This is a genomic window from Singulisphaera acidiphila DSM 18658 (genome assembly GCF_000242455.2).
In the GTDB taxonomy this organism is placed as follows: domain Bacteria; phylum Planctomycetota; class Planctomycetia; order Isosphaerales; family Isosphaeraceae; genus Singulisphaera; species Singulisphaera acidiphila.
Genome location: NC_019892.1, coordinates 3,498,278 through 3,519,161 on the forward strand (window position 1 = coordinate 3,498,278; position 20,884 = coordinate 3,519,161).

Below are 20,884 nucleotides of genomic sequence, written 5' to 3' on the forward strand. Positions count from 1 at the left end.
CGATTTTCTCTTTTCCCTGGGACCGCGAGCAACCCACCCGCTCTTGAATTTCATGGAATTTGAGTAAACTGAAAAAAGGGGAATTGCGGGCGGGGCGCCCTGCGGTCCCAGGGAAAAGGGAAGACCAACCTGACAAGGGCGGTCGTTTCCTCAACAGTGGCCTGTGCCGCTCCGACGCCAAGTCAACCGAAGACTCACAGCTCTCAGACCTGAACCGGATCGGTGACCCATCATGCGACGCAGAACCCGCCCACTCATAGGACGCGCGCACGCGGCCCGGTTCGGACCTGCGAGCCTCGCCGCCTTCACTCTCTTGTCCTTACTCATCGTCGGTCGTTCAGCGTCAGCAGACGAACCGTCCCCCAAACCTGACACAATCGACTTCAACCGCGATATCCGGCCGATCCTCTCTGAGAACTGCTATCAGTGCCACGGCCCTGACAAGAACCAGCGCAAGGCCGACTTGCGGCTCGATCTCCGCGACTCGGCCCTGGAACTCGCGTCAATCGTCCCGGGCAAACCCGAGGAAAGCGAACTCATCACGCGAATCTTCAGCGCTGCGGCAGACGAGGTCATGCCTCCACCCAAGTCGCACAAGTCGCTCAGCCCCGAGCAGAAGCAGAAACTCAAGCAGTGGATCGTCGAGGGCGCGATCTACAAAGGGCACTGGGCCTACGAAGTCCCGGTCCGGCCCCAAGCACCTACCGGTCCCCAAGGGGTCGACCAGCTCGTCGCGCAACACCTGGCGAAAACCGGCTTGACCCCATCAGCCGAGGCCGACCGGCGAACTTTGATCCGCCGGCTCTTCTTCGATCTGGTAGGCCTCCCACCAACACCTCAGGATGTCGACGCGTTCATCAACGACAATTCACCCGACGCCTATGAGACACTCGTCGATCGGCTGTTGAGCTCCCCGCACTACGGCGAACGGATGGCGATCGACTGGCTCGATGTCGTCCGGTTCGCCGATACGATCGGCTATCACTCCGACACCCCGCGCAACGTCTGGCCCTATCGCGACTACGTGATCCGGTCATTCAACCGCAACACGCCTTTCGACCAATTCACCATCGAACAACTGGCCGGCGACCTCCTGCCCAATTCCACCCAGGAACAGAAGGTCGCCTCGTGCTTCAACCGGCTCCTCCTGACCACCGAGGAAGGAGGCGCCCAGGCCAAGGACTACGAAGCGCGAATGCTGGCGGACCGGGTCCGGGCCGTCGGCACCGTCTGGCTCGGCCAGACCCTGGGTTGCTGCCAATGCCACGATCATAAATTCGACCCTGCGAAAGCGGCCGACTTCTATGCGATGGGCGCGTTCTTCGCCGACATCGACGAGCCGATCATCGGCCAACGCGAGCCGGGGATGATCGTGGCCGACCCGCTCCAAGCGAAAGAACAGGCGCGGCTTATCGCGAACGTCGCAGCGGCCAAGGCGCGTCTCGCGGATCCTGGAACCCTGCTCGCGGCCGGCCAGGACGCCTGGGAGAAGGCCGTTTTGGCTGAGGCAAATCAGGCCGACCGCTGGGTCGTCCTCCAACCCGAAAAGGCCGACGCCACCGAGGGTGCCCAACTCAGCGTGGGAACCGATGGTGTCGTCCAGGTTCAAGGGAAGTCGCGGGCCGGTAACGACACCTACCAGATCACGGTCAAGACCACGCTGAAAGGCGTCACAGGTCTGCGGCTGGACACCCTGACAGATCCGGCGCTCCCCAACCAAGGGCCGGGACGCGCAAGCAACGGCAACTTCGTGTTGACCGAAGCCAAGGTTGTCGACGCCCAGGGAAAAGCCGTCGCCCTGGCACACGCTTCGGCCACTTTCGAGCAGTCGGGCTTTCCCGCCTTCTCGGCGATCGATGGAAAAATGGGGCCGAACAACGGGTGGGCGATCGCGGGAGCCACGCAGGCGGATAACGCAATCGTCTTCGAGATCGCCTCACCTTTGGGTGATGGCACGCCCACCGCGTTGACCTTGAGCCTGCACCATCAGCACGGGTCCGATCACACGCTGGGCCGCTTTCGGATCCTGGCCACCACGCTGTCGCCCCCCGTCCGTGCGCCTCGGGCCATGATTCCTCCTCCCCAGGTGTTCGAGGCGATTCGCGTCGCCCCTGACCAGCGAACGGCATCCCAGCGGAAGCAGTTGGCCTCGCACTATCGCGTCATCTCACGCGAGATCCACGAACTCAAAGCCAGTCTGGCCGCGACGGAGCGGGCCCTCTCGAGCTATGAGGAGTCGTTGCCCCGCTGCATGGTCTCGACCGCGTTGAAAACGCCTCGCACAGTGCGGATCCTCCCTCGAGGCAACTGGCTGGATGAGACCGGGGAACGGGTTCGCCCCGCTCTTCCCCAATACCTCGCGCCTCAACGGACTGGCGAAGATCGTACGCTCACAAGGCTCGACCTGGCGCGTTGGTTGGTTTCACGGGAAAACCCACTCACCGCACGCGTCTTCGTCAACCGAGTCTGGAAGCAGTTCTTCGGCATCGGCCTGTGCAAGACCGTCGACGACCTCGGCTCGCAAGGGGAGTGGCCGGCCAACCAGGATCTGCTCGACTGGCTCTCCTGCGAGTTCGTGGATTCGGGGTGGGATGTCAAACGGCTCGTCCGAACGATCGTTACAAGCCAAACGTATCGGCAAGTTTCGACTGCCTCGAAGGAGTTGCTCACCCGCGACCCGGAAAACCGGGAACTCGCCAGACAAAGCCGATTCCGGATCCCGGCCGAATTGGTGCGCGACAATGCTCTTTCGATCGCCGGCCTTTTGGCGGACGAGGTCGGCGGACCAAGCGTCAAGCCCTACCAACCGGACGGGTACTGGGAGAATTTGAACTTTCCGCCCCGTCAGTACGTCGCCGATCGCGGGGCAGGGGAGTACCGTCGCGGCCTCTACACCTGGTGGCAGAGGTCGTTCCCTCATCCCAGCATGATCGCATTTGATGCGCCGAGCCGCGAGGAGTGCGCCGCCGAGCGAAGCCGGTCGAACATCCCCCAGCAAGCGCTGGTCCTCCTGAACGACCCCACCTACGTGGAGGCCGCGCGAGTGCTCGCAACCCTGATGATTCAACAAGGGGGGGCCGATCCGGCCTCACGGATCGAATGGGCCTGGCGAAGGGCACTTCAGAGGCCGCCACGTCCTGAGGAGTTGACCCACCTGATCCACCTGGTGGAGCACCATCAGGAACAGTTCGCGCGTGACGAACCCGCAGCCAAGGCGTTTCTCGCGGTGGGCCAGTCGCCAATGCCCGACGGCATCAGCCCGGCCGAACTCGCCGCCTGGACCAACGCCGCCCGCGTGCTCTTGAACCTCCACGAAACCATCACCCGGAATTGATCGCCATGAGACCCAACATCGCCGACGACTCAATGCGGGTGAACCGACGCACCTTTCTGTCGCGGACAGCCATGGGGGTCGGCGGCGTCGCGCTCGGATCGTTGTTGAATCCGGCGCTCCTGGCCGCTTCGACACGAGGGGGAGTCTCCCCCTTGCACCATCCGCCGAAGGCCAAGCGGGTCATCTGGCTCACGATGGCAGGGGGACCGTCTCACCTCGAGACCCTCGACTACAAACCCGCGCTCGCTGCCATGGACGGCAAGCTCATGCCCGAGAGCTTGACCAAGGGGCAGCAACTCGCCCAGTTGCAAGGCCAGAAGCTTGTCTGCTTCGGGCCGCAGACCCAGTTCAAGAAGTTCGGCCAGTCGGGCGCGGAGATCTGCGACCTGTTCGGACACATCGGGTCCGTCGCGGATGAACTCTGCATCATTCGCTCGATGACGACTGACGCGATCAATCATGATCCGGCCCACATGTTCATGAACACAGGGTCACAGATCGCCGGGCGACCGTCGATGGGTTCCTGGGTCCTGTACGGTCTCGGAAGCGAGTCGGAGGATCTGCCCGGGTTCGTCGTCCTGACGTCGCTTGGTCGAGGGGGACAGAACCAGCCGATCGCGGCTCGCCAGTGGTCGGCGGGTCTCTTGCCAAGTCGCTACCAAGGGGTCCACCTCCGAGGTAAGGGGGATCCTGTCCTCTACCTGAGCAACCCGCCGGGTGTGTCGCGCGACCAGCAGCGGGACGTCGTTCAGTCGGTCAACGCGATCAACTCCGGGTTCGATACGCTGGTGGACGACCCCGAAATCACCACCCGGATCATCCAGTACGAGATGGCCTTCAAGATGCAGGTCGGCGTCCCCGACTTGATGAACACCGCCGCCGAGCCGAAGGCGACCCTCGACCTCTACGGCTGCCAGCCGGGGGATGGCTCGTTCGCCTCGAATTGCCTGCTGGCCAGGCGGCTGGCCGAGCGTGGCGTCCGCTTCATCCAGCTCTACCACAAAGACTGGGACCACCACGGCGGCGTCAAGGAGGGGATCACCCTGAAGGCCCAGGAGGTCGACCGCGCCTGTGCGGGTCTGATCCTCGACCTGAAGCAGCGAGGAATGCTCGAAGACACCCTGATCGTCTGGGCGGGCGAGTTCGGCCGCACCCCGATGTCCCAAGGGGGGAACGGACGCGACCACCACAACAAAGGCTTCTCGATCTGGCTGGCGGGTGGAGGCATCAAACCAGGTTTCAGCTTCGGGCGGACCGACGACCTCGGATACGCCGCCGTCGAGAATATCGTCACCGTTCACGACTTGCACGCGACGATGTTGAAACTCCTCGGGATCGATCACCTACAATTCTCGGTCAAGTTCCAGGGCCTCGACACCCGCCTCTCCGGGGTGGAACCCTGCCGCGTCGTGAATGAGATCCTCGCCTGACAAAAAAAACAGGCGGAATCGGGCGGAATCCATGATCAAGAAAAGGGTTGAAGCGATGCGAAAACGTCTGGGGCGTCGGTCTCTCGCGATCACGTTCTTGACCGCCTGGCTCATTGGCGATTTGGGGATGAGCCAGGCCGTCCTGTCGGCGCAGTTACCGTCGTCGAAGGAATCGGGCGGCAAACCAGCGGCCAAGAGCCAACGCGAAGGGCTCATGCAACTCGACGTTTTCGTGGCTGGGCAAGACGGATACAAGTCGTTCCGCATTCCCTCTCTGCTGGTCACCCCGCACGGAACTGTGCTTGCCTTCTGTGAAGGGCGAAAACACTCGGGCGGAGACAGTGGCGATATCGACCTGGTGCAGCGCAAAAGCACCGACGGCGGGACCACCTGGGGTCCCTTGCAGGTGATCGCCGACGACGGCCCGCACACCATGGGGAACCCGTGCCCGGTCGTCGACCGCGAGACCGGGACGATCTGGATGCTCATGACCCGCAACCACGGGCAAGACAAGGAATCCCAGATCCTCAACGGGACGAGCCAGGAAACGCGGTCAGTCTGGGTGATGAAGAGCACCGACGAGGGGCTCACCTGGTCGCCTCGAGTGGAGATCACCCCGCAGGTCAAACTCCCCGATTGGACCTGGTACGCGACCGGCCCCGGTGTCTCCATCCAGCTCGAGAGTGGGCGCATGGTGGTCCCCTGCGACCATTTCCTCGCCAAGAGCAAGGTCAGTCGCTCGCACGTGATTTACAGTGACGACCATGGGGCAACCTGGAAAATCGGCGGGGTCGGGGGTGAGCGAGTCAACGAGTGCCAGGTCGCCGAGCTCAGCAATCGGACCCTCTTGCTGAACATGCGACATCAACCACCAAGACGGGGAGAAGGCCGAGCGATCTCGACCAGTCGGGATGGCGGTTTGACCTGGACGCCCCCCACCCTTGATCCCAGCTTGGTCGAACCCGCTTGCCAGGCCAGCCTGATCGGCCTCAAGGACGAGCAGGGGCGGGCGTCGAATCGGCTGCTCTTTTCCAATCCGGCCAGCTCCAAGCGGGAATTGATGACGGTGCGACTCAGTGAAGATGGAGGAAAGACCTGGTCGCAACACAAGTCCCTTCACGCAGGTCCCTCGGCCTACTCATGCCTGGCCAACCTGGCCGGACGGAATATCGGCTGCCTCTATGAGCGAGGCGAACGCGGACCGTACGAGCGGATCACGCTCGCTCGGTTCGACCTCGACTGGTTGACTTCCCATCCCGAGTGATACCGTGGGAAATTGCAACCAACAAAGGAAAAGGCTGCTTGCAAGACGAAGGGGGAACGATCACGATCGTTTTGAGCCGCGAGCCAATGCTCACGGAGATCGACGCCCCTTTTTGATCCTGTTTCCTCCCACCGAGAGACCCACTAGGCATGCACTTCTCAAGACGCGTCACAACGCTTCCCACTCCCCGATCCAACCCTCATCGCTTCGGTTTCCTCGCTCAGGCCTTTGTGACTTCGCTCTGCCTCTTGCTCTTGCCTGTTCTCACGATTGCGGCTTCGGCCCAAACCGCGACGGCTGAGAAAGCCAAGACGAGCGGGGCGGGGACGGAGACAATCCTCAAGCCGGGCGACAACGGGTCGGCCGTCGAGGACCTCCAGCGCCGGCTCAACGAGGAGCTCAAACCCTCGCCTCGCCTGGATATCGACGGCGACTATGGCGACGCCACGCGCGAAGCGGTCACCCAATTCCAGCGTGCGAAAGGACTCCGATCGACGGGCATCGTCGACAGCAAGACCCGAAGCGCTTTGGGAAACAAGCCGATCGCTGTGCCCAAGGCCCCGACCCCCGAAGAGGTCAACAGCCAGACGCCGACCAAGAATCCGCCCGACTCCCTCGACGGGCCACCGTTCGTCTCGGCGAAGGCCTGGGCCATCGCCGACGGCCGAACCGGCGCGATCCTCTGGGGAGATCACCAGGCCGACCCGCTCCCGATGGCCAGCACAACCAAGATGATGACCGCCCTGATCGTTGGCCGCATCGCCGAACGCGATCCCAAGGTGCTTGATGAAGTCATCACCTTTTCCGAGCGGGCGGACGACACCGGCGGATCGACCTCAGGTGTCCGCGCCGGCGAAAAACTGACGGTCCGCGAGTTGCTCTATGGATTGATGCTCCCCTCGGGCAACGACGCCTCCGTAGCCTTTGGCGAACACTTCGGCACTCGGCTCAAAGTGGCGGGCGACGACACGGCCAACACCGATTCCCTGCCGCTGTTCATCGCCGAAATGAATCGGGTGGCCGCCGAGCTCGGCATGCACCAAACTCGGTTCGCCAACACGCACGGCCTCCCCGCCGCCGATCACCACTCCAGCGCCAGCGACCTGGCGACGCTCGCGCATCACGTCCTCAAGCAATCCGTCCTCGCCCCCGTCGTCTCAACGCTGAAGCGAGGATGCACGCTCGTCGACGCCCAGGGGAACACCCGGAACGTCGTCTGGTCGAACACCAACCGACTCCTCTCCACAGAGGGGTACGATGGCGTCAAAACCGGAACGACCACCGCGGCAGGCGCCTGCCTCGTCGCCAGCGGCCACCGCGACGACGACCACTTGATCGTCGTCATCCTCGGCGCGGTGACGTCGGATAGCCGCTACCTCGACGCGAAAAACCTGTTCCGCTGGGGCTGGATCCAGCGCAGCCGCACCCCTTCGAAGTCTCCGGCCGAGGCGAATGGGCGTCCCGCCGCCTCACCGACCGAATCCCAGCAATCCCAGTAACACGACCGGCCTCACCGATCCGCCACGCCAAAGTCCTACCGGCGGTCCCCTTTTGTTACTGGAACAGGGGGACCGCCGGTTGGGAGTCCGTCGAAGTTTTGTGGGCCGGGAACCGATCCGGAATCACCTGCAACAAAGGTCAAGCCTCATCGTTGCGGAAGTACTGCCGGAAGGTTTGCATCGTTCGCTCGGCGGCCGAATCCGGATCAGGGTAGGGGAAGGCCTCGGCAGAGGCATAACCTTGATATTCGATTTCCTCGAGGGCCGCGACGATCGGCGCGAAATCGATGTGGCCGAGTCCCGCAGGGCGGCGGTTGGAATCGACGAAGTGAACGTGTCCAATGCCCCCTCGCCCCGCCCGGATGGCTGCGGCGATATCGGACTCTTCAATATTCATGTGAAACAAATCAGCCAACAAGACCACGTTCTTGGTTGAGAGCGAACGAAGGATGGCCATGCCCGCTTCGACCGTGTTGGCCATGTTCGTCTCGTACCGATTGAGCGGTTCGTAGACCAAAGGGACGCCATAATTCTTGGCGTGCTCACCCAACTCTTCGAGGGCGTCGGCCAGATGACCCGCAGCGGTCGGAGCATCGACGCCGTCGACACCGCTCCGCCCTTGCATCGAGCCGATGATCGCCGGGGCGTGGAACCGACCTGCAAAATCGATGATCGCCCGGATGAAGTCGCGCGCCCGAGACCGAACGGACGACTCGGGGTGCACAAGGTTCAAGCGATGCTTGACCCATCCCGCACCGGTGCCGACCGCCGCAAGTGCCAGCCCGTGCCCGTCGAGCAAAGTCCGAAGTGTGACAAGGTCCACCTCGTCGGGACCAGGCAGAAAGATCTCGACGGCGTCAAAGCCGAGCTCGCTCGCCTTGCGACAGGCGTCCGCGAGGTCGTCCCAGAAGACGAACGGGCCGCCCCGGGCCTCGGGAACAAGACTGATGGTGACGGCCGAGCGAATCGCCATGACAATGGATCCCGTATCGTAATTTCGTTGATGCGATCGTCTAAGCTTGACTTTTGCCGTTTTGGGATACAAATGTGGCGAGCCTCCCTGGTGCAATGAGGGGTATGCACAGAGCCCTTCCTCGCACACAAGAAGGCCGCCATGACCAGTTTAACCGATCGGACTCGCGCGCGACTCTCCGTGAAGCAACTTCGCTTGCGGTTGCGGACCAACCGGCGGCGACAGGCTCGCAAGGCGCGGGCCACACGGCGAAGGCTCGAACGAATTCACGAGCAACTCCCCAAGCAGGTCCGCACCGTTCTTGACCCCCTCGAACCCGCCTTCTCGCGGGCGGCCCATCGCCGGTTCATCCTCCTGGCCCTGGCCGCGATCCTGACTCTGGGCGGACGCACGATCAACAACCTGCTCCGTGTCCTGGGCACCCTGGCGCCCGGGCACCCCAGCAGCTATCACCGCGTCTTCTCGCGCGACCGATGGTCGCTCGCCGCCCTGGCTCGCCGCTACATCGCCACGGTCCTCGCCAGTTTCGTGCCGCACGGGCCGATCCTCCTGGCGGGTGACGACACAGTCACCGAGCATCCCGGCCCTCATGTCTACGGTAAGGGACGCCATCGCGACCCGGTTCGCTCGACTCACACCTACACCGCGTTCCGCTGGGGGCATAAGTGGGTCGTCTTGGCCCTGCTCGTCCCCGTCCCCTGGGCCACGCGACGCTGGGCCTTGCCGCTGTTGATCGCGCTGTATCGAACCAAGGAGGATAACGCGAAGTGCGGCCGACGGCACAAAACACCGCCCCAATTGCTCGGCCAGTTGGTTCGTGTCTTGATGCGATGGTTCCCTGATCGGACCCTGGTCGTCACCGCCGACGGCGGCTATGCGACCCACGAGTTGGCGGAACTGGCCGCACGGACCCCGAAGCGGCTGACCCTCGTCAGCTTGTTTTACCCCGATGCCAACCTGGTCGAGCCACCACCGCAATACGCGGGCCTGGGACGTCCTCGGGTTAAGGGAGCGAAGTTGCCCGGCCCGGCGGAAGTCGTCAAGGTGAGCCAGCAACGACAGGCCCTGGAAGTCGCCTGGTACGGCGGCGGCCGACGTCGTGTCGAGACCGTGACGGGGACCGGACTCTGGTACAAGGGAGGACGTCCCCTGGTGAACGTGCGCTGGGTCTTCGTCCACGACCGGGACGGCACGCACCGGGATGGATATTTCTTCACGACCGACGCCACGATGAGCGTCACGTCGCTGATCGAGACCTACACCGCGCGGTGGAACATCGAGACCACCTTCGAGGAAATTCGCTCTTACCTCCGCATGGAGACGACGCGTGGCTGGAGTCGAGACACGGTCCTGCGCGTGGGTCCCTGCCTGTTCGGACTGTATACCCTGGTGACCTGGCTTTACTCCCGATTGCCGAGACGCGGGTCGCGGGTCGGCGGCGTGGACTGGCCGGGCAAATGTGATGTAACGTTCTCGGATGCGATCACGGCGGTCCGCCGCTGGTTGTGGCTGGAATGGGTTTTGGCGATCCCTGGTGATCGCGTGGTGTTCCAAAAGCTCACGCCCGGATTCCGGCAACTCCTGCTCAACGGCCTTGCCCCCGCGGCCTGAACCCCCGCCAAGTCGCTTGCCACGCTCAAAAGCCCGGTCCGAAACGCCGTCGCAAGGGGTCTCCTCGGATCAGGGTGCGCGCTGGCACGACAAGGTCGTCAAAACGGCAAAAGTCAAACTAAGTGCCTGTCTCGGAAGGTCAGGCTTCACCGGGGAAAAGGGACGTTTGGGTGCCACGCAACGTCAGTAACTCGGCGTCGTCAACAACGGATGTAACTCTCACGGGACCAGAGAATTACTACCGCCCCGTGGCTGCGGTTCGTTCGGGAGAGAGGGGGCAAAAAATCGCCGTTCTTCGTCATGATGGGTGCGGCTAGCAACCGGCACTCACCTGGATTGAGGAAGAACGGCGATGAAGGCAGCTCGGACGCTGCAAGGCTTGCAGCAACCGCAGTCGTTGATCGGCTATGTCCGACAGTTTCTCACCCCGACGGTCTGGAAGCAAGCCCGAGGGGTTGTTCCTCAAAGGCGTTCGGCGCCGCGGTGGGATCTCCAGCCGCTGGTCGTGGTCATGCTCGCCATGACCTGGGCCACCGGCGACTCCGAGTCCGAGAGGTTCGAGAAGGCCCGGGGATACTACGTCGCCTGCCATGAGTCGCGAAGACGCCCGGGAAAGACCTTCGTCGGCTTCCAGAAGGCGATGCGACGCGGCCCCATGCGACAACTCAGGGCGTTGGCCGCGGGGGTTCGGCAACAGATCCACGCCCGACTGGGGTCGCGGCGGATTGTCGACGGCTTCGAGCCGATGGGCTGCGACGGTTCGCGGATCGAGTGTCCCCGCACCCCCGAGTTGGAACGAGGACTCGGGCAGGCCGGCAAGAACGACGCGGCCCCCAACGTCTGGCTGACGGCGTTCGTCCACTTGCCCACGGGACTGCTTTGGTCGTGGCGACTCGGCCCGGGCACCGCGGCCGAGCAAGAGCATCTGAGGCACTTGCTCGCCACTCTCTCGCCTGAGGCCCTGATCGTCTGCGACGCCGCTTATATGGGCTTCGATCTGGTCCGGGCGATCCTCGGTGTCAAGCGATCGTTCCTGTTCCGGATGTCGTCGCGGGTCGGCCTCTACACCCTCGAAGTGGCGAACCTGGAGGATTGGACCGAAGGCCCTGTCTTGTACTGGCCGAACTATGTCCAGAAGAGAGGGAAAGCGCCGATCCAATGCCGCTTGATCCGGATCCCGGCCAAGGGCAAGGGTAAGGGGGCGGTCAAACGCGACGTCTGGCTCCTGACCGACGTCCTCGACCCAGCCCGGCTATCGGCGGCGACGGCCGCCAAATTCTACCGCTGGAGATGGCGTAATGAAGGACTATTTCGTACATACAAGCGTGTAATCAATAAAGTGAAACTCGCCGGCCGCACGGTGGCCTTGGTGCATCGCGAGGCCGAGTTGTCACTGCTGGCTACGCAGATCCTCCTGGCGCATGCCGACCTGGCGCTTCGGACGGCGACGGCGACCGATGGCCCCGTGATCAGCCCCCGCAAAGTCCTGATCGAGATCCGCAAGGAGATCGACGCGGCCGTGAAACCCAAGGTCAAGTGTTACCACGAGCGACTCGCGGGCTGCCGCACCGGGTGCCGGAAGCAGAAGAGCCCGAAAGCCACACGCAAGTGGCCTCGTCGCAAACCGCATAAGCCGCCGAAACCGCCTGGGCTCCACACCCTGACTCAGGAACAGAAAGCCTTGCTAAACAAGCACATGAGTGCAGCAGGATGAGGCATCAGTAATCGACGTTGGGTGCCACGGGTTCCGTACTCGGACCCCGTGCTCCACAGGCCAAGGCATTCCCGCATGGGTTCCGAGTACGGAACCGCATGGCACCCGGAAGGTTATCAAAAACTCCGATGCGATTCGCCTTCTGGGACAGACCCTGAGCGCGAAGTCGGACCTCAAAGCCGCATGGCCGTGAAACCGCCGTCGACGTAGTAGGTCGCCCCGGTGATGAACGAGCCGGCGTTCCGGGAGAGGAGGAGGAGGGTCGCTCCGACGAGTTCGCGAGGTTCGCCGAACCGGGCCATCGGGGTCTGCTTCATGATGGTTTCGGTTCGCGCAGCGTCGAGGATCTTGCGGTTCTGTTCGGCCGGGAAGAAGCCGGGGCTCAGCGCATTGACCCGGACGCCCGAAGGGGCCAGTTCCCGGGCGACATTCTGCGTGAGGTTGACGACGGCCGCTTTGGCGGCCGAGTAGGCGAACACGCGGGAGAGCGGCAGGTGGGCCGTCACACTGGCGATGTTGAGGATCGATCCGCAACCTGCCAGGGCCATCTGACCACCGAAGATCTGGCAGCCCCAGTGAACCGCCTTGAGATTGCTCTGGATGACGCGATCCCAATCGTCGTCCTTCGCCTCGAGGTAAGAGCTGGCGCTGTTGACCCCCGCGCCGTTGATGAGCATGTCGACCTGGCCGTCGGTCGTGAGCACGTGATCGAGCAGGGCGACGATCGAGTCGCGCTGGGTGACGTCGACTGGCGCGAAATTGGCCCGGCCGCCGGCCGACTTGATCGCATCAACCCGCTCGGCCCCTTTCTCCGGGTCGCGTCCGGCGATGACGACCTTCGCTCCGGCTTTCGCCAATCCCTCGGCCAATGCACCGCCCAGAACCCCTGTACCGCCGATGACCACGGCCACCTGCCCTGACAAGCCAAACAACTGCTCGACAAAACTCTGGGTCATCGCCGCTCTTCCTCTCAAAGAAATCCAGGTCGATTCCGAGTCCCCGGCTCGATCTCGTCTATTGTCTCACATCCCGAGGCGAAGGGCGTCCAGGTGTCGGCTGAAGTGATCGGCAAGCACCTCGGTGTAGGTGTCCGGGTGCCGTTCCAGGGTTGCTCGAACCGCCTGGCCAAGCACCGGGTCGGTCAAGGTTGACCCGAACGTGCAATGCAGGATTTGCCGCCCAGGGTGGGTGAAACCGGCCCCTGCCGGGACATCCGCCCACGATTCCAGGTAGAGCCGCTCCAAGTCCGCAGGCTCCGTGACTTCCGCCGCTGGCGGCGCAGAGCGAAGGGTCGCTGAAACATGATAGGTCGCCCGATCGGTCTCGTAGCGTCCTCGAGCAAATTCGACAAGCCGGCGGAACAAGGGGACGTCATGGCGAGCGACCACCCGCAGCGCTTCCAGGTAGCTCGTGCCGGCCGTCTTCACATGAAAGCGGCCGCGGGTCGCCCGTGCCAGCGCCGCGTACATCGAGAGCTTGTCAGAGCCTGAGTGAAGGCTCAGCTTGTACGGACCGAGCAGCGTGGCAATCGCAGCATGATCATGGAGCGAGTGCTCGAGCGCGGCAACGTCCCCTTTGTAGTCGACCCCTTTCTCGAGGTCGCCGATAAAGCGCGGGGCCAGGCTGACCAGCTTCATTCCGCGTTTGAGGCATTGATCGGCAACGATGTAGTGTTCAGCCAGAGTGGTCGGCTGCTCGGTCTCGTCGACGCTCAATTCGATCTCATAGTCCCGACCCGCCTGGTCGTGGACCGTTGCGATATGTTCCGCGATCCGAAGCGCATGGTTCAAGGCTCGGCCATACTTCACAGCCGCGCGCAGGCAGGCCTCTTCGTTCAACTGGACAACAGTTCCCGTGGCGAGCCCGACCGACTTGCCCTGATAGCTTTGGACCCAATCCACCTCATCGGCGACAGCGGCGAACCGTGTGCGGAGGGTTGCCTCGTCGTAGTCATCGGCGTGAGCGTCGACGCTATCGGACGGGTCGATCGTGAAGAAGGTGAAACCGACGGCGGCCGTCACGTCGACGTCCGCCGTGGTCTTCAGGTGGTCCGCATCCGCGCCGGTGCGGCCGTTCCAGCCGGCAGCCCGCATTCCCCCCAGCGCGTCGTTCATCACTTGCAACGGGGTTCGACCTGTGCGCGCCATCTCCCGGATCGATTGCTGGGGGAAAATGGGCTGAATGCCGGCTCCTGAGCGCTGCATCGCCTCGACGTGCCCCGGGGTCGCCAGCCCGATACGGTCACCAAAACCAAAGCTTGGCTCGAGCCCCAAGGTCACACAGGCCGGGGGGTTGGCCTGGTCAGTCGTCCTCTGCGTCATCGGTCGAAGGCTCCGGGGCCAAGGCAGTCATACGCCTTTTAATCAGGATCAGTTAACCTCAACGATCGCCTTGATGACACCTGTCTCGGCTTTCGTATACGACGGAAAGAGACCGGGCAGGTCGTCGAACGCGGCGCGGTGGGTAATCCAGGGCTTCGTGTCGATCATGCCTTCCTCGATGAGCCCGATGATCCGCCGGAAATCGGCCGGTAGCGCGTTACGTGAGCAGAGCAACGTGCCCTCGGGCTTGTGGAACAGGGCATGCTTGAAATGGACCTCTTCGGTCGTGATCCCGACGAAAACGATCCGCCCCCCGGGCGCGATCAAACCGAACGCGTTCGACATGGAGACGCTATTGCCCGTCGCGTCGATCACCACGTCGGGCATGTGGCCGTCGGTCAAGTCGCGCAGGTCTTTTTCGACGTGGTCGGAATTCTTGACGGTGTGCTCGACCCCCATCGCGCGTCGGCAGAAATCGAGCCGGTGCTCGTTCACGTCCAGGACGATCGTCTTCGCGCCGGTCAGCTTGACGAACTCCAAGGTCGAAAGCCCGATCGGGCCCGCGCCGATGATCAGGACCGACTCATCCCCCAGCGGTGCGGCGCGATTGACCGCGTGACAGCCGATCGCCAAGGTCTCGACGATCGCAAGCTGATCGAAGGTCAACGAGAGGGAGGGATGAAGCTTTCGCGCCGGGAGGATGAACTCCGGTCGAAGCCCGCCATCACGGTGGACGCCAAGCACCTGGAGGTTCTCGCAGCAGTTGGGATGCCCACGGCGGCTCGCATAGCTGTTCGGGTCGTTGATGTAAGGCTCAACCGAACAGTGGTCGCCCGGCTTGACTTGCGTAACCCCTTCGCCGATCGCAAGAACTTCGACACCAAGCTCATGCCCTGGAATTCGAGGATAACTGAAGAAGGGCATCTTCCCCAGGTAGCCGCTGATGTCGGTCCCGCAGACGCCCACCCGATGAACCCGCACCAGCGCATCGCCAGGCCCGGGATGGCCTGGTGAGTCGATCTCAACGTGCTTGAGGTTCTTGGGGGATTCCAACAACAGGGCTTTCATCGAAGTTCCTCCACGAGTAGGCCGGAGGCCGAAGCGGCCTGTGCTCCGTCAATTGTTCGCTACTTCACATCACACCACGATCTCATATCACGTGGACTCAATTAATTGCCGGACGCGGGGCGGGGGTCGTTATTCTCCGGCCGCCCCTCCGTGTAGAACCAGTTGTGAATCGGGCGGAGGATCGCCAGCACTTCGCTCAGGAGTTGCGGATCCATCGGCGTCTGAGCCCAATCGACCCAGCTCTTGACGTTCTCTGGGTTCGCCGAGCCGACGATGCAGGTCGCCATGTCTTCATGCGCGATCGAGAACTGTAAGGCGAGCTGGGCAATATCCACGCCCCGTGCGGTACAGTGCTCGGCGGCCTTACGACAGAGCGCGCGGACCTCCGGAGTGGCCTTGTGCCACGGAGGAAGCGGGGCATTGGTCAGGAGCCGCGCCGAGAAGGGCGCGGCGTTCATGATCCCGACTCCCTTGGCTTGCAGGTCAGGGAGCAAGTCAACGAGCATCGTATTCTGAAGCGTGTAGTGGTTGTACGAGAGGATCACATCGAGCTCGGCACGGTCGAGGATCGCCTTGAAGATCGCCATCGGATAGCCGCTGATGCCGACGAACCGCACTTTGCCCTGCGTCTGGAGTCGCCGGAGCGCCGGCAGCGTCTCCTCGACAATCTGTGCGAGTTCGACGAACTCGATGTCGTGACAGAGCACGATGTCGAGATGATCCACCTTCATGCGTTCGAGGCTCACGTCCACGCTCTCGACCACGCGACGGGCGGAGAAGTCGAAATGGCCTGGCGCATAGCGGCCGAGCTTCGTCCCCAGAATGTACCGGTCTCTGGGAATCTCACGGAGCGCCACGCCGAGCAGGCATTCGCTCATCCCCCGGCCGTAGTACGGGGACGTATCGATAAAGTTCATCCCCAAGTCGAGCGCCACATGAACCGATCGGATCGCCTGATTGAGATCGACCGGTCGGAACTCCTGTCCCAGTGACGAGGCACCGAAGCTGAGCTGGGACAATTGAAGGCCGGTCCGGCCCAAAGGTCGGAATATCATGAGGCACGATCCTAGGTCGTCGCACGAGCAGCCAAAGTCATTACGCGAGAGATGACCGCAATCGTATCCAATCGGGACGCAAGATCCATGACCTTGCCCCGGAAAGCGATCTCCTTTTTTTGGGAGACGATGGATTCTCCAACCCACCCAAAAAGCGAACACCCCACCGCGAAAGGCCAAGCGGCCAATCGCAGATGGGGCGTTCGCTTCCCGAGCGACATCAACGGAACGAATCAGTGGTGTTGGCCGCCACGGACTCCGGTGGATTCCGCATGCTTGACGGTGATTTTCCTGAACGCTCGAGCGATGGCCGGCGCATTGGGCTTCCTGGCAACGAAGGCGCCGCCCACCAAGCCCCGAAAGCCCGGCGGGGTCTTCGGATCCGCAAAGCCACCGACCGGCTGAGGCGTGAAGGTCTTCACGCCGTTGGTGAGAAGTGCGGCGCGGAAATCGCCGAGCGGCTTGCCGTCGCCGGAGGGGAAAACCCCGGTAAAGTCACCGTCCAGGGCATTACCGGCCAGGTCTTCGATACCGGCCGCATTCACACTCACGACAAGGTGCTCGCGACCGATCTTTCGACCGCCGTTGAGGGTCAGCACGATCGTTTGCGGTCTCCCCGCCACGGTGGTTCCCAGAGCCGCCGTCGTGACCGAGGTCACAAAAACGGCACGCGGGCTTATCGGGTACGTCCGTCGCACGGCGTAGTTGGACGAGTTGAGCAGGCTCGCCATGTTCAGGCCGGTCTGATTGTCGAGAACATCGAGTTCGAGGCGGCCGAGACGCGGCCTGAGCCGGGCCCCGACGATCACCGGCGCCTTGGTGTCGATCGTGAGCGGCGGCAGGGTGATCTGCGCCGTGGTGTCGCCAAACCGGTCCACGGCTTTCACGGTCACATCGTACAAGGCGTCGGGGAGCGGGGTTGACGTGATCGACCACTGTCCGGCCTGATCCGCCACGGCTCGACCAACCGAGATCGAGTTGGCCGACCCCACCGCGTGGACGAGAACCTCCACGATCGAGAACGGTTCGGAGGTCCCGTTGAACGTCGGTCTCACGACGTTGGTGATCCCGTCGGTTGAAGAGAGTCCGCTGTCGCTGGAGGGATCGAGCCGGGCGGTAAGAACGATCGGGACGTCGTCGACCCGAAGTGCCACACCCGCGGAACTCTTGGCTCCGAAGGCGCTGAGGGCCGTGACGGTGATTGTGTACGACCCGCGCCTCGCATAGGCGTGGCTGGTTCGCACTTCATAGACCATTTCCCCCGTGGCCAAGGCCCCCACGGGAGTCACGACGCCAAGTGCGGCCGGGGTGCCGTCTCCGTAGTCGATCCAGGCCTGAAGATCGCCGGCCTGGCTGCTCGTCGGATTGGCGTCGACGATCCGAGCGACTAGGGTGTTGGCCAATGCCCCCCCTTCTCGGATCGTCGCAAGCGTCGCCGGCTCGACAGTGAGTTTCGCGTCCACGACGTTGGCCGTCCCCTGGGCCAGGACTGACGCGCCGCCGGCACCAAGCTCGCGAACCTCGACCGTGACCGGATATCGGCCCGGCGTGCGGTACGTGTGGTTGTCCGTCACACGGTACGAGGTTCCCCCGATGTAGGCGACCACGCCCGAGGAGGTCGTACCGTCGCCCCAAACGATCAAGGCCGTGTACTTCGCGGCGAGCGCCGGGTTCAGCGACGCAGACGAGAACGTGGCGACCGTCTGGAGCCCCGACGTCCCTTCGACCGCCTGAATTTCCGCCCCCGTCGCCGTGAGCGAGGCACCGGACACCGTGGCCGAGGCGGCCAAGGTCTGGGGCGATCCCGCCGTAAACTGGATGGAGAGGACACCGTCGTCGTACCGACCGCCCAAGTAGGTGATCGTGGTGCGAATCGTATAGGCGCGATTGTCGTTGTAGGCATGGGTGCCGGTCACGGCAAACTGAGACGGGTCGGTGCCAACGACAACTCCGGGCGAGGTGGTGCCGTCACCCCAATCGATGATGGCCGTATAGTCGCTCGCTCTTACATGCGCATACGCTTCGACGGTTGCGAACCGAGCCACGACCACGTTCATCAGGTTCTGTCCCTCCACGGCGGCAATCGCCGGCGCGGGGTCGAGACTGGTGAGCGGAAGAGGCGCGACGTTCAAGTAAACGATCTGCTCAAAGCTGCTTGCAAACCACCCCAAACTCACGGAGGAGTTGTTCCAGTCGTACACGAGCCGGTCGATGCCGGCACCGCCGTCGATGTCGTAGGTCACGCCATCCGCGAACCCAAGGCGGGAGACACGAACCTCGTCGTTCCCGGCCCCCGCGCGGATCCTCAACGTGGCCAAACCGGTGGCCGGCGTGGAATTGTCGAGGCTGATGACGTCATTGCCCCCTTGGGTGGCGACGGTCACCTCGGTCTTATTGGCGAAACGGATCGACTCAAAGCCGGGATTCAAAACGCTACTGGCAATCTCGGTCTTAACGAACGTCGGGGCCGGATCGCTAAAGTCGATGTAGTCGCTGATTCTGACGGTCTGATCGCCGGCGGGCAAGTTGACGGTCAAGCTACCCACGGGAACGGTGTCGTCGATCGGCTCGATGTTCGTGAAGGCGACAATCGACCCGTCGAAGCTGATCGTGCCCGATCCGGCATCCGTTGCCGTGTAGACCTCTTTCGCGAACCGTCCGGACGGCAAGGTCCCCTGGAGGACCAGGCTGTCGAACCCTGCGCCACCGTCGAAGGAAAGACCTCCGGCAGGGATCGGATTCCCGTTGTTGAAGTCAACGTACAAGATGTCGATCCCGTCGCCGCCATTGATCCTCAGCGACGTCGGGGTGGCGAAGGCGAAATCGGCGAGTCCACCACTCTCACGGAGTCGCAGGCCGAGACCGCCCCCCGCGTCAACGTGGAAATCATGCTTGTGGTTATTCGCGGCGTTGAACTTCACCTGGCCCGGAACCGAGGCGATCCGTACTCCGCTCACCTCGCTGTAAGCAATCACCGAGCCGTCCAACGTGATCGTCCCCTCCCCCGGGCCGGTCGCATTGATGTCGGTGGACGAGAACGTCCCCCCTTGGAGAATGAGCGTGTTGCCCCCACCGGCGTCAAACCCACCGTCGAAGAAAAGGCCTCCAGCAGGGATCGGGTTGCCGCCGCTGAAGTCGATTACAACCGTGTCGTCCCCCTCTACGGTCCGGATCTTGATCGCGCCGAGGGATGCGAGCGGACGGGTGCTGGTCACGCCGTTGATGGTGACAACGAGATTGGCGCCATTGCGACCGATCGTGATCTGGTTATCAGCCCCGTCTCCCTCGCCGAGGATGACGTAGTCCCCGGACAGGTCGACGGCCTCCGGAGAACCAACCAAACCAACTCCGGCCGAGGGAGCGAAATTCGCGGTGGCCCCGGCGGGGCTGATCTCGACGTTTCGGGAGGCGTGCAATCCCCGTCCGTCCGCCGTGACCTGCCAGATTCCGCCTGCGGGGACCGAGCCCTGGTAATAGCCGTTGGCGTCGGTGACTTTCCAGAACAACGGGACGAGAGGAATCCCCAGTTCGAGGCCGGCCCCGGCAACGCAGTTGGCCGCGACGAGCACTCCCCCCACTCCTCGGCCGTTGGCGTCAGTGACCCTGCCTTTGAGGACCCCACCCCCCAAATCGTTACCGATCACATTCCAGCCGACGTCCTGAAGTGCGGCGAAGTCCAAAGTCGTGAAGCGTTTCTTCTCCCCCGTTGTCAGGGTCGGGGTCATCGCGGCTTCACCGCGCGGGTTCAGCACCGACTTGGGATCGGCGGTTTTCTCCGCCCAGTGGTCGTGATCGGCGTTCAGGGGAACGTTCTGGTTGTTATAGTGAGCCTTGGCGGCAGGGCCTGTAAACACATCACCGCTGACATATGTCTTCCAGGACTTGGCCGTTCCAATACCCAGCACGTGTCCCAGCTCGTGCAGAGCGACCGAGTAGAAGTCGTTCTTACCAGATAACAGTCGATCGATATCAAAAGCGATCGACCCTCCCCAAGGGCCAAAATCGGTCGCCCTGGCTGCGAGTGCCCCGGACTGGCCGCGTGCTCTGACAGTGGGGATCCAGTTGGGATCGTTCGAGGTCGCAATATTGGAATAACCGCCCGGGCCCCCTTCGCCAAGTTCGTTTGAACCGTCGAGGTGCCGAAATCCGACATAGACGACAAGTGTATTCTCGGGGACACTGAGGTTTTTGACGACCTCGTCTTTGCCCGTGGACGGGTTCGTGAACGTGGCGTTCCAGGTGTTGTCAGCCGTGGGTTTAATCGGCAGAAGCCGATCCGTCAGACGGTCCCCCAACTCACGGCCGGCTTCTTCAAGCCTCAAGCGGTACGAGATGTCCTTCGCGAACGTTTGACTTGCGTCAAGGTTGTATCGAAAATCGAATGCGATGGTGAGTAGCTCGCGGCTCTCGAGCGACTCGAGCACTGGTAGGGTTCGTCGCTTCCGAAGCGGGGGGCGACGCGCGGCTCGGGAGGGGGAGTTCTTGGAAGCGTTGATCTGGCTCATGGCTGCATCCGCGTACGTGGAAACCCCCATCCCGTCGGAGTGCGCGAACCCATCGGGGCAGTGGGGGAATAAAGTTGGCGCCGGTCGGGGATTACCACACCTCCACCAGG

12 protein-coding genes are annotated in these 20,884 nt (G+C 63.0%); 6 read left to right on the top strand and 6 right to left on the bottom strand.

Annotation, left to right across the window (positions count from 1 at the left end):
• Window positions 1-232: 232 nt before the first annotated feature.
• The 4 genes from SINAC_RS13720 to SINAC_RS13735 all read left to right on the top strand — a co-directional run bounded on the left by SINAC_RS13720 (window position 233) and on the right by SINAC_RS13735 (window position 7,527).
• Window positions 233-3,334, top strand: coding sequence for a DUF1553 domain-containing protein (locus SINAC_RS13720; RefSeq protein WP_015246241.1), 3,102 nt, complete (start codon window positions 233-235; stop codon window positions 3,332-3,334).
• A 5-nt stretch (window positions 3,335-3,339) separates the two neighbouring features.
• The gene (locus SINAC_RS13725) at window positions 3,340-4,764 is read left to right on the top strand and encodes a DUF1501 domain-containing protein (protein ID WP_015246242.1); all 1,425 of its coding nucleotides are present in this window, start codon (window positions 3,340-3,342) and stop codon (window positions 4,762-4,764) included.
• Between the two features lie 55 nt (window positions 4,765-4,819).
• On the top strand, window positions 4,820-6,028 hold the full coding sequence (locus tag SINAC_RS13730) for a sialidase family protein (RefSeq protein WP_237722527.1): 1,209 nt from the start codon (window positions 4,820-4,822) through the stop codon (window positions 6,026-6,028).
• Window positions 6,029-6,177: 149 nt separating this feature from the next.
• Complete coding sequence (locus SINAC_RS13735) at window positions 6,178-7,527, top strand: peptidoglycan-binding protein (RefSeq protein ID WP_015246244.1); 1,350 nt, start codon at window positions 6,178-6,180, stop codon at window positions 7,525-7,527.
• A 139-nt stretch (window positions 7,528-7,666) separates the two neighbouring features.
• Here the strand turns inward: SINAC_RS13735 and SINAC_RS13740 are convergent, their stop codons facing one another.
• A complete protein-coding gene (locus SINAC_RS13740; protein WP_015246245.1) occupies window positions 7,667-8,500 on the bottom strand; it encodes a sugar phosphate isomerase/epimerase family protein in 834 nt (277 codons plus the stop codon).
• A gap of 141 nt (window positions 8,501-8,641) precedes the next feature.
• Here SINAC_RS13740 and SINAC_RS13745 point away from each other — a divergent pair, with 141 nt between their 5' ends.
• Together SINAC_RS13745 and SINAC_RS13750 are read left to right on the top strand one after the other, a co-directional pair.
• Window positions 8,642-10,111, top strand: coding sequence for an IS701 family transposase (locus SINAC_RS13745; protein ID WP_015244795.1), 1,470 nt, complete (start codon window positions 8,642-8,644; stop codon window positions 10,109-10,111).
• A 352-nt stretch (window positions 10,112-10,463) separates the two neighbouring features.
• Complete coding sequence (locus SINAC_RS13750; RefSeq protein ID WP_015246246.1) at window positions 10,464-11,825, top strand: transposase; 1,362 nt, start codon at window positions 10,464-10,466, stop codon at window positions 11,823-11,825.
• A gap of 173 nt (window positions 11,826-11,998) precedes the next feature.
• Here SINAC_RS13750 and SINAC_RS13755 read toward each other — a convergent pair whose 3' ends face one another.
• The 5 genes from SINAC_RS13755 to SINAC_RS13775 all read right to left on the bottom strand — a co-directional run bounded on the left by SINAC_RS13755 (window position 11,999) and on the right by SINAC_RS13775 (window position 20,774).
• Entirely contained in the window at window positions 11,999-12,781 is a 783-nt protein-coding gene (locus SINAC_RS13755) for an SDR family oxidoreductase (RefSeq protein WP_015246247.1), read from the bottom strand.
• A 66-nt stretch (window positions 12,782-12,847) separates the two neighbouring features.
• Complete coding sequence (locus SINAC_RS13760; protein WP_015246248.1) at window positions 12,848-14,146, bottom strand: tagaturonate epimerase family protein; 1,299 nt, start codon at window positions 14,144-14,146, stop codon at window positions 12,848-12,850.
• Between the two features lie 48 nt (window positions 14,147-14,194).
• Window positions 14,195-15,214 carry a zinc-binding alcohol dehydrogenase family protein gene (locus SINAC_RS13765; protein ID WP_015246249.1) on the bottom strand — a complete coding sequence of 340 codons (1,020 nt, stop codon included), beginning with the start codon at window positions 15,212-15,214 and terminating at the stop codon, window positions 14,195-14,197.
• A 101-nt stretch (window positions 15,215-15,315) separates the two neighbouring features.
• Window positions 15,316-16,269 (bottom strand): aldo/keto reductase, encoded by a 954-nt coding sequence (locus SINAC_RS13770; protein WP_015246250.1) that lies wholly within the window; start codon window positions 16,267-16,269, stop codon window positions 15,316-15,318.
• A 233-nt stretch (window positions 16,270-16,502) separates the two neighbouring features.
• A complete protein-coding gene (locus tag SINAC_RS13775; RefSeq protein ID WP_015246251.1) occupies window positions 16,503-20,774 on the bottom strand; it encodes an Ig-like domain-containing protein in 4,272 nt (1,423 codons plus the stop codon).
• Between the last annotated feature and the right edge of the window lie 110 nt (window positions 20,775-20,884).

What these genes read in the sequence shown, in the direction of transcription:
- SINAC_RS13720 (WP_015246241.1), top strand. Translation starts at nt 233, where the DNA reads ATGCGACGCAGAACCCGCCCACTCATAGGACGCGCGCACGCGGCCCGG.
- SINAC_RS13760 (WP_015246248.1), bottom strand. Translation starts at nt 14,146, where the DNA reads ATGACGCAGAGGACGACTGACCAGGCCAACCCCCCGGCCTGTGTGACC.
- SINAC_RS13725 (WP_015246242.1), top strand. Translation starts at nt 3,340, where the DNA reads ATGAGACCCAACATCGCCGACGACTCAATGCGGGTGAACCGACGCACC.
- SINAC_RS13730 (WP_237722527.1), top strand. Translation starts at nt 4,820, where the DNA reads ATGCGAAAACGTCTGGGGCGTCGGTCTCTCGCGATCACGTTCTTGACC.
- SINAC_RS13745 (WP_015244795.1), top strand. Translation starts at nt 8,642, where the DNA reads ATGACCAGTTTAACCGATCGGACTCGCGCGCGACTCTCCGTGAAGCAA.
- SINAC_RS13770 (WP_015246250.1), bottom strand. Translation starts at nt 16,269, where the DNA reads ATGATATTCCGACCTTTGGGCCGGACCGGCCTTCAATTGTCCCAGCTC.
- SINAC_RS13735 (WP_015246244.1), top strand. Translation starts at nt 6,178, where the DNA reads ATGCACTTCTCAAGACGCGTCACAACGCTTCCCACTCCCCGATCCAAC.
- SINAC_RS13775 (WP_015246251.1), bottom strand. Translation starts at nt 20,774, where the DNA reads ATGAGCCAGATCAACGCTTCCAAGAACTCCCCCTCCCGAGCCGCGCGT.
- SINAC_RS13750 (WP_015246246.1), top strand. Translation starts at nt 10,464, where the DNA reads ATGAAGGCAGCTCGGACGCTGCAAGGCTTGCAGCAACCGCAGTCGTTG.
- SINAC_RS13755 (WP_015246247.1), bottom strand. Translation starts at nt 12,781, where the DNA reads ATGACCCAGAGTTTTGTCGAGCAGTTGTTTGGCTTGTCAGGGCAGGTG.
- SINAC_RS13740 (WP_015246245.1), bottom strand. Translation starts at nt 8,500, where the DNA reads ATGGCGATTCGCTCGGCCGTCACCATCAGTCTTGTTCCCGAGGCCCGG.
- SINAC_RS13765 (WP_015246249.1), bottom strand. Translation starts at nt 15,214, where the DNA reads ATGAAAGCCCTGTTGTTGGAATCCCCCAAGAACCTCAAGCACGTTGAG.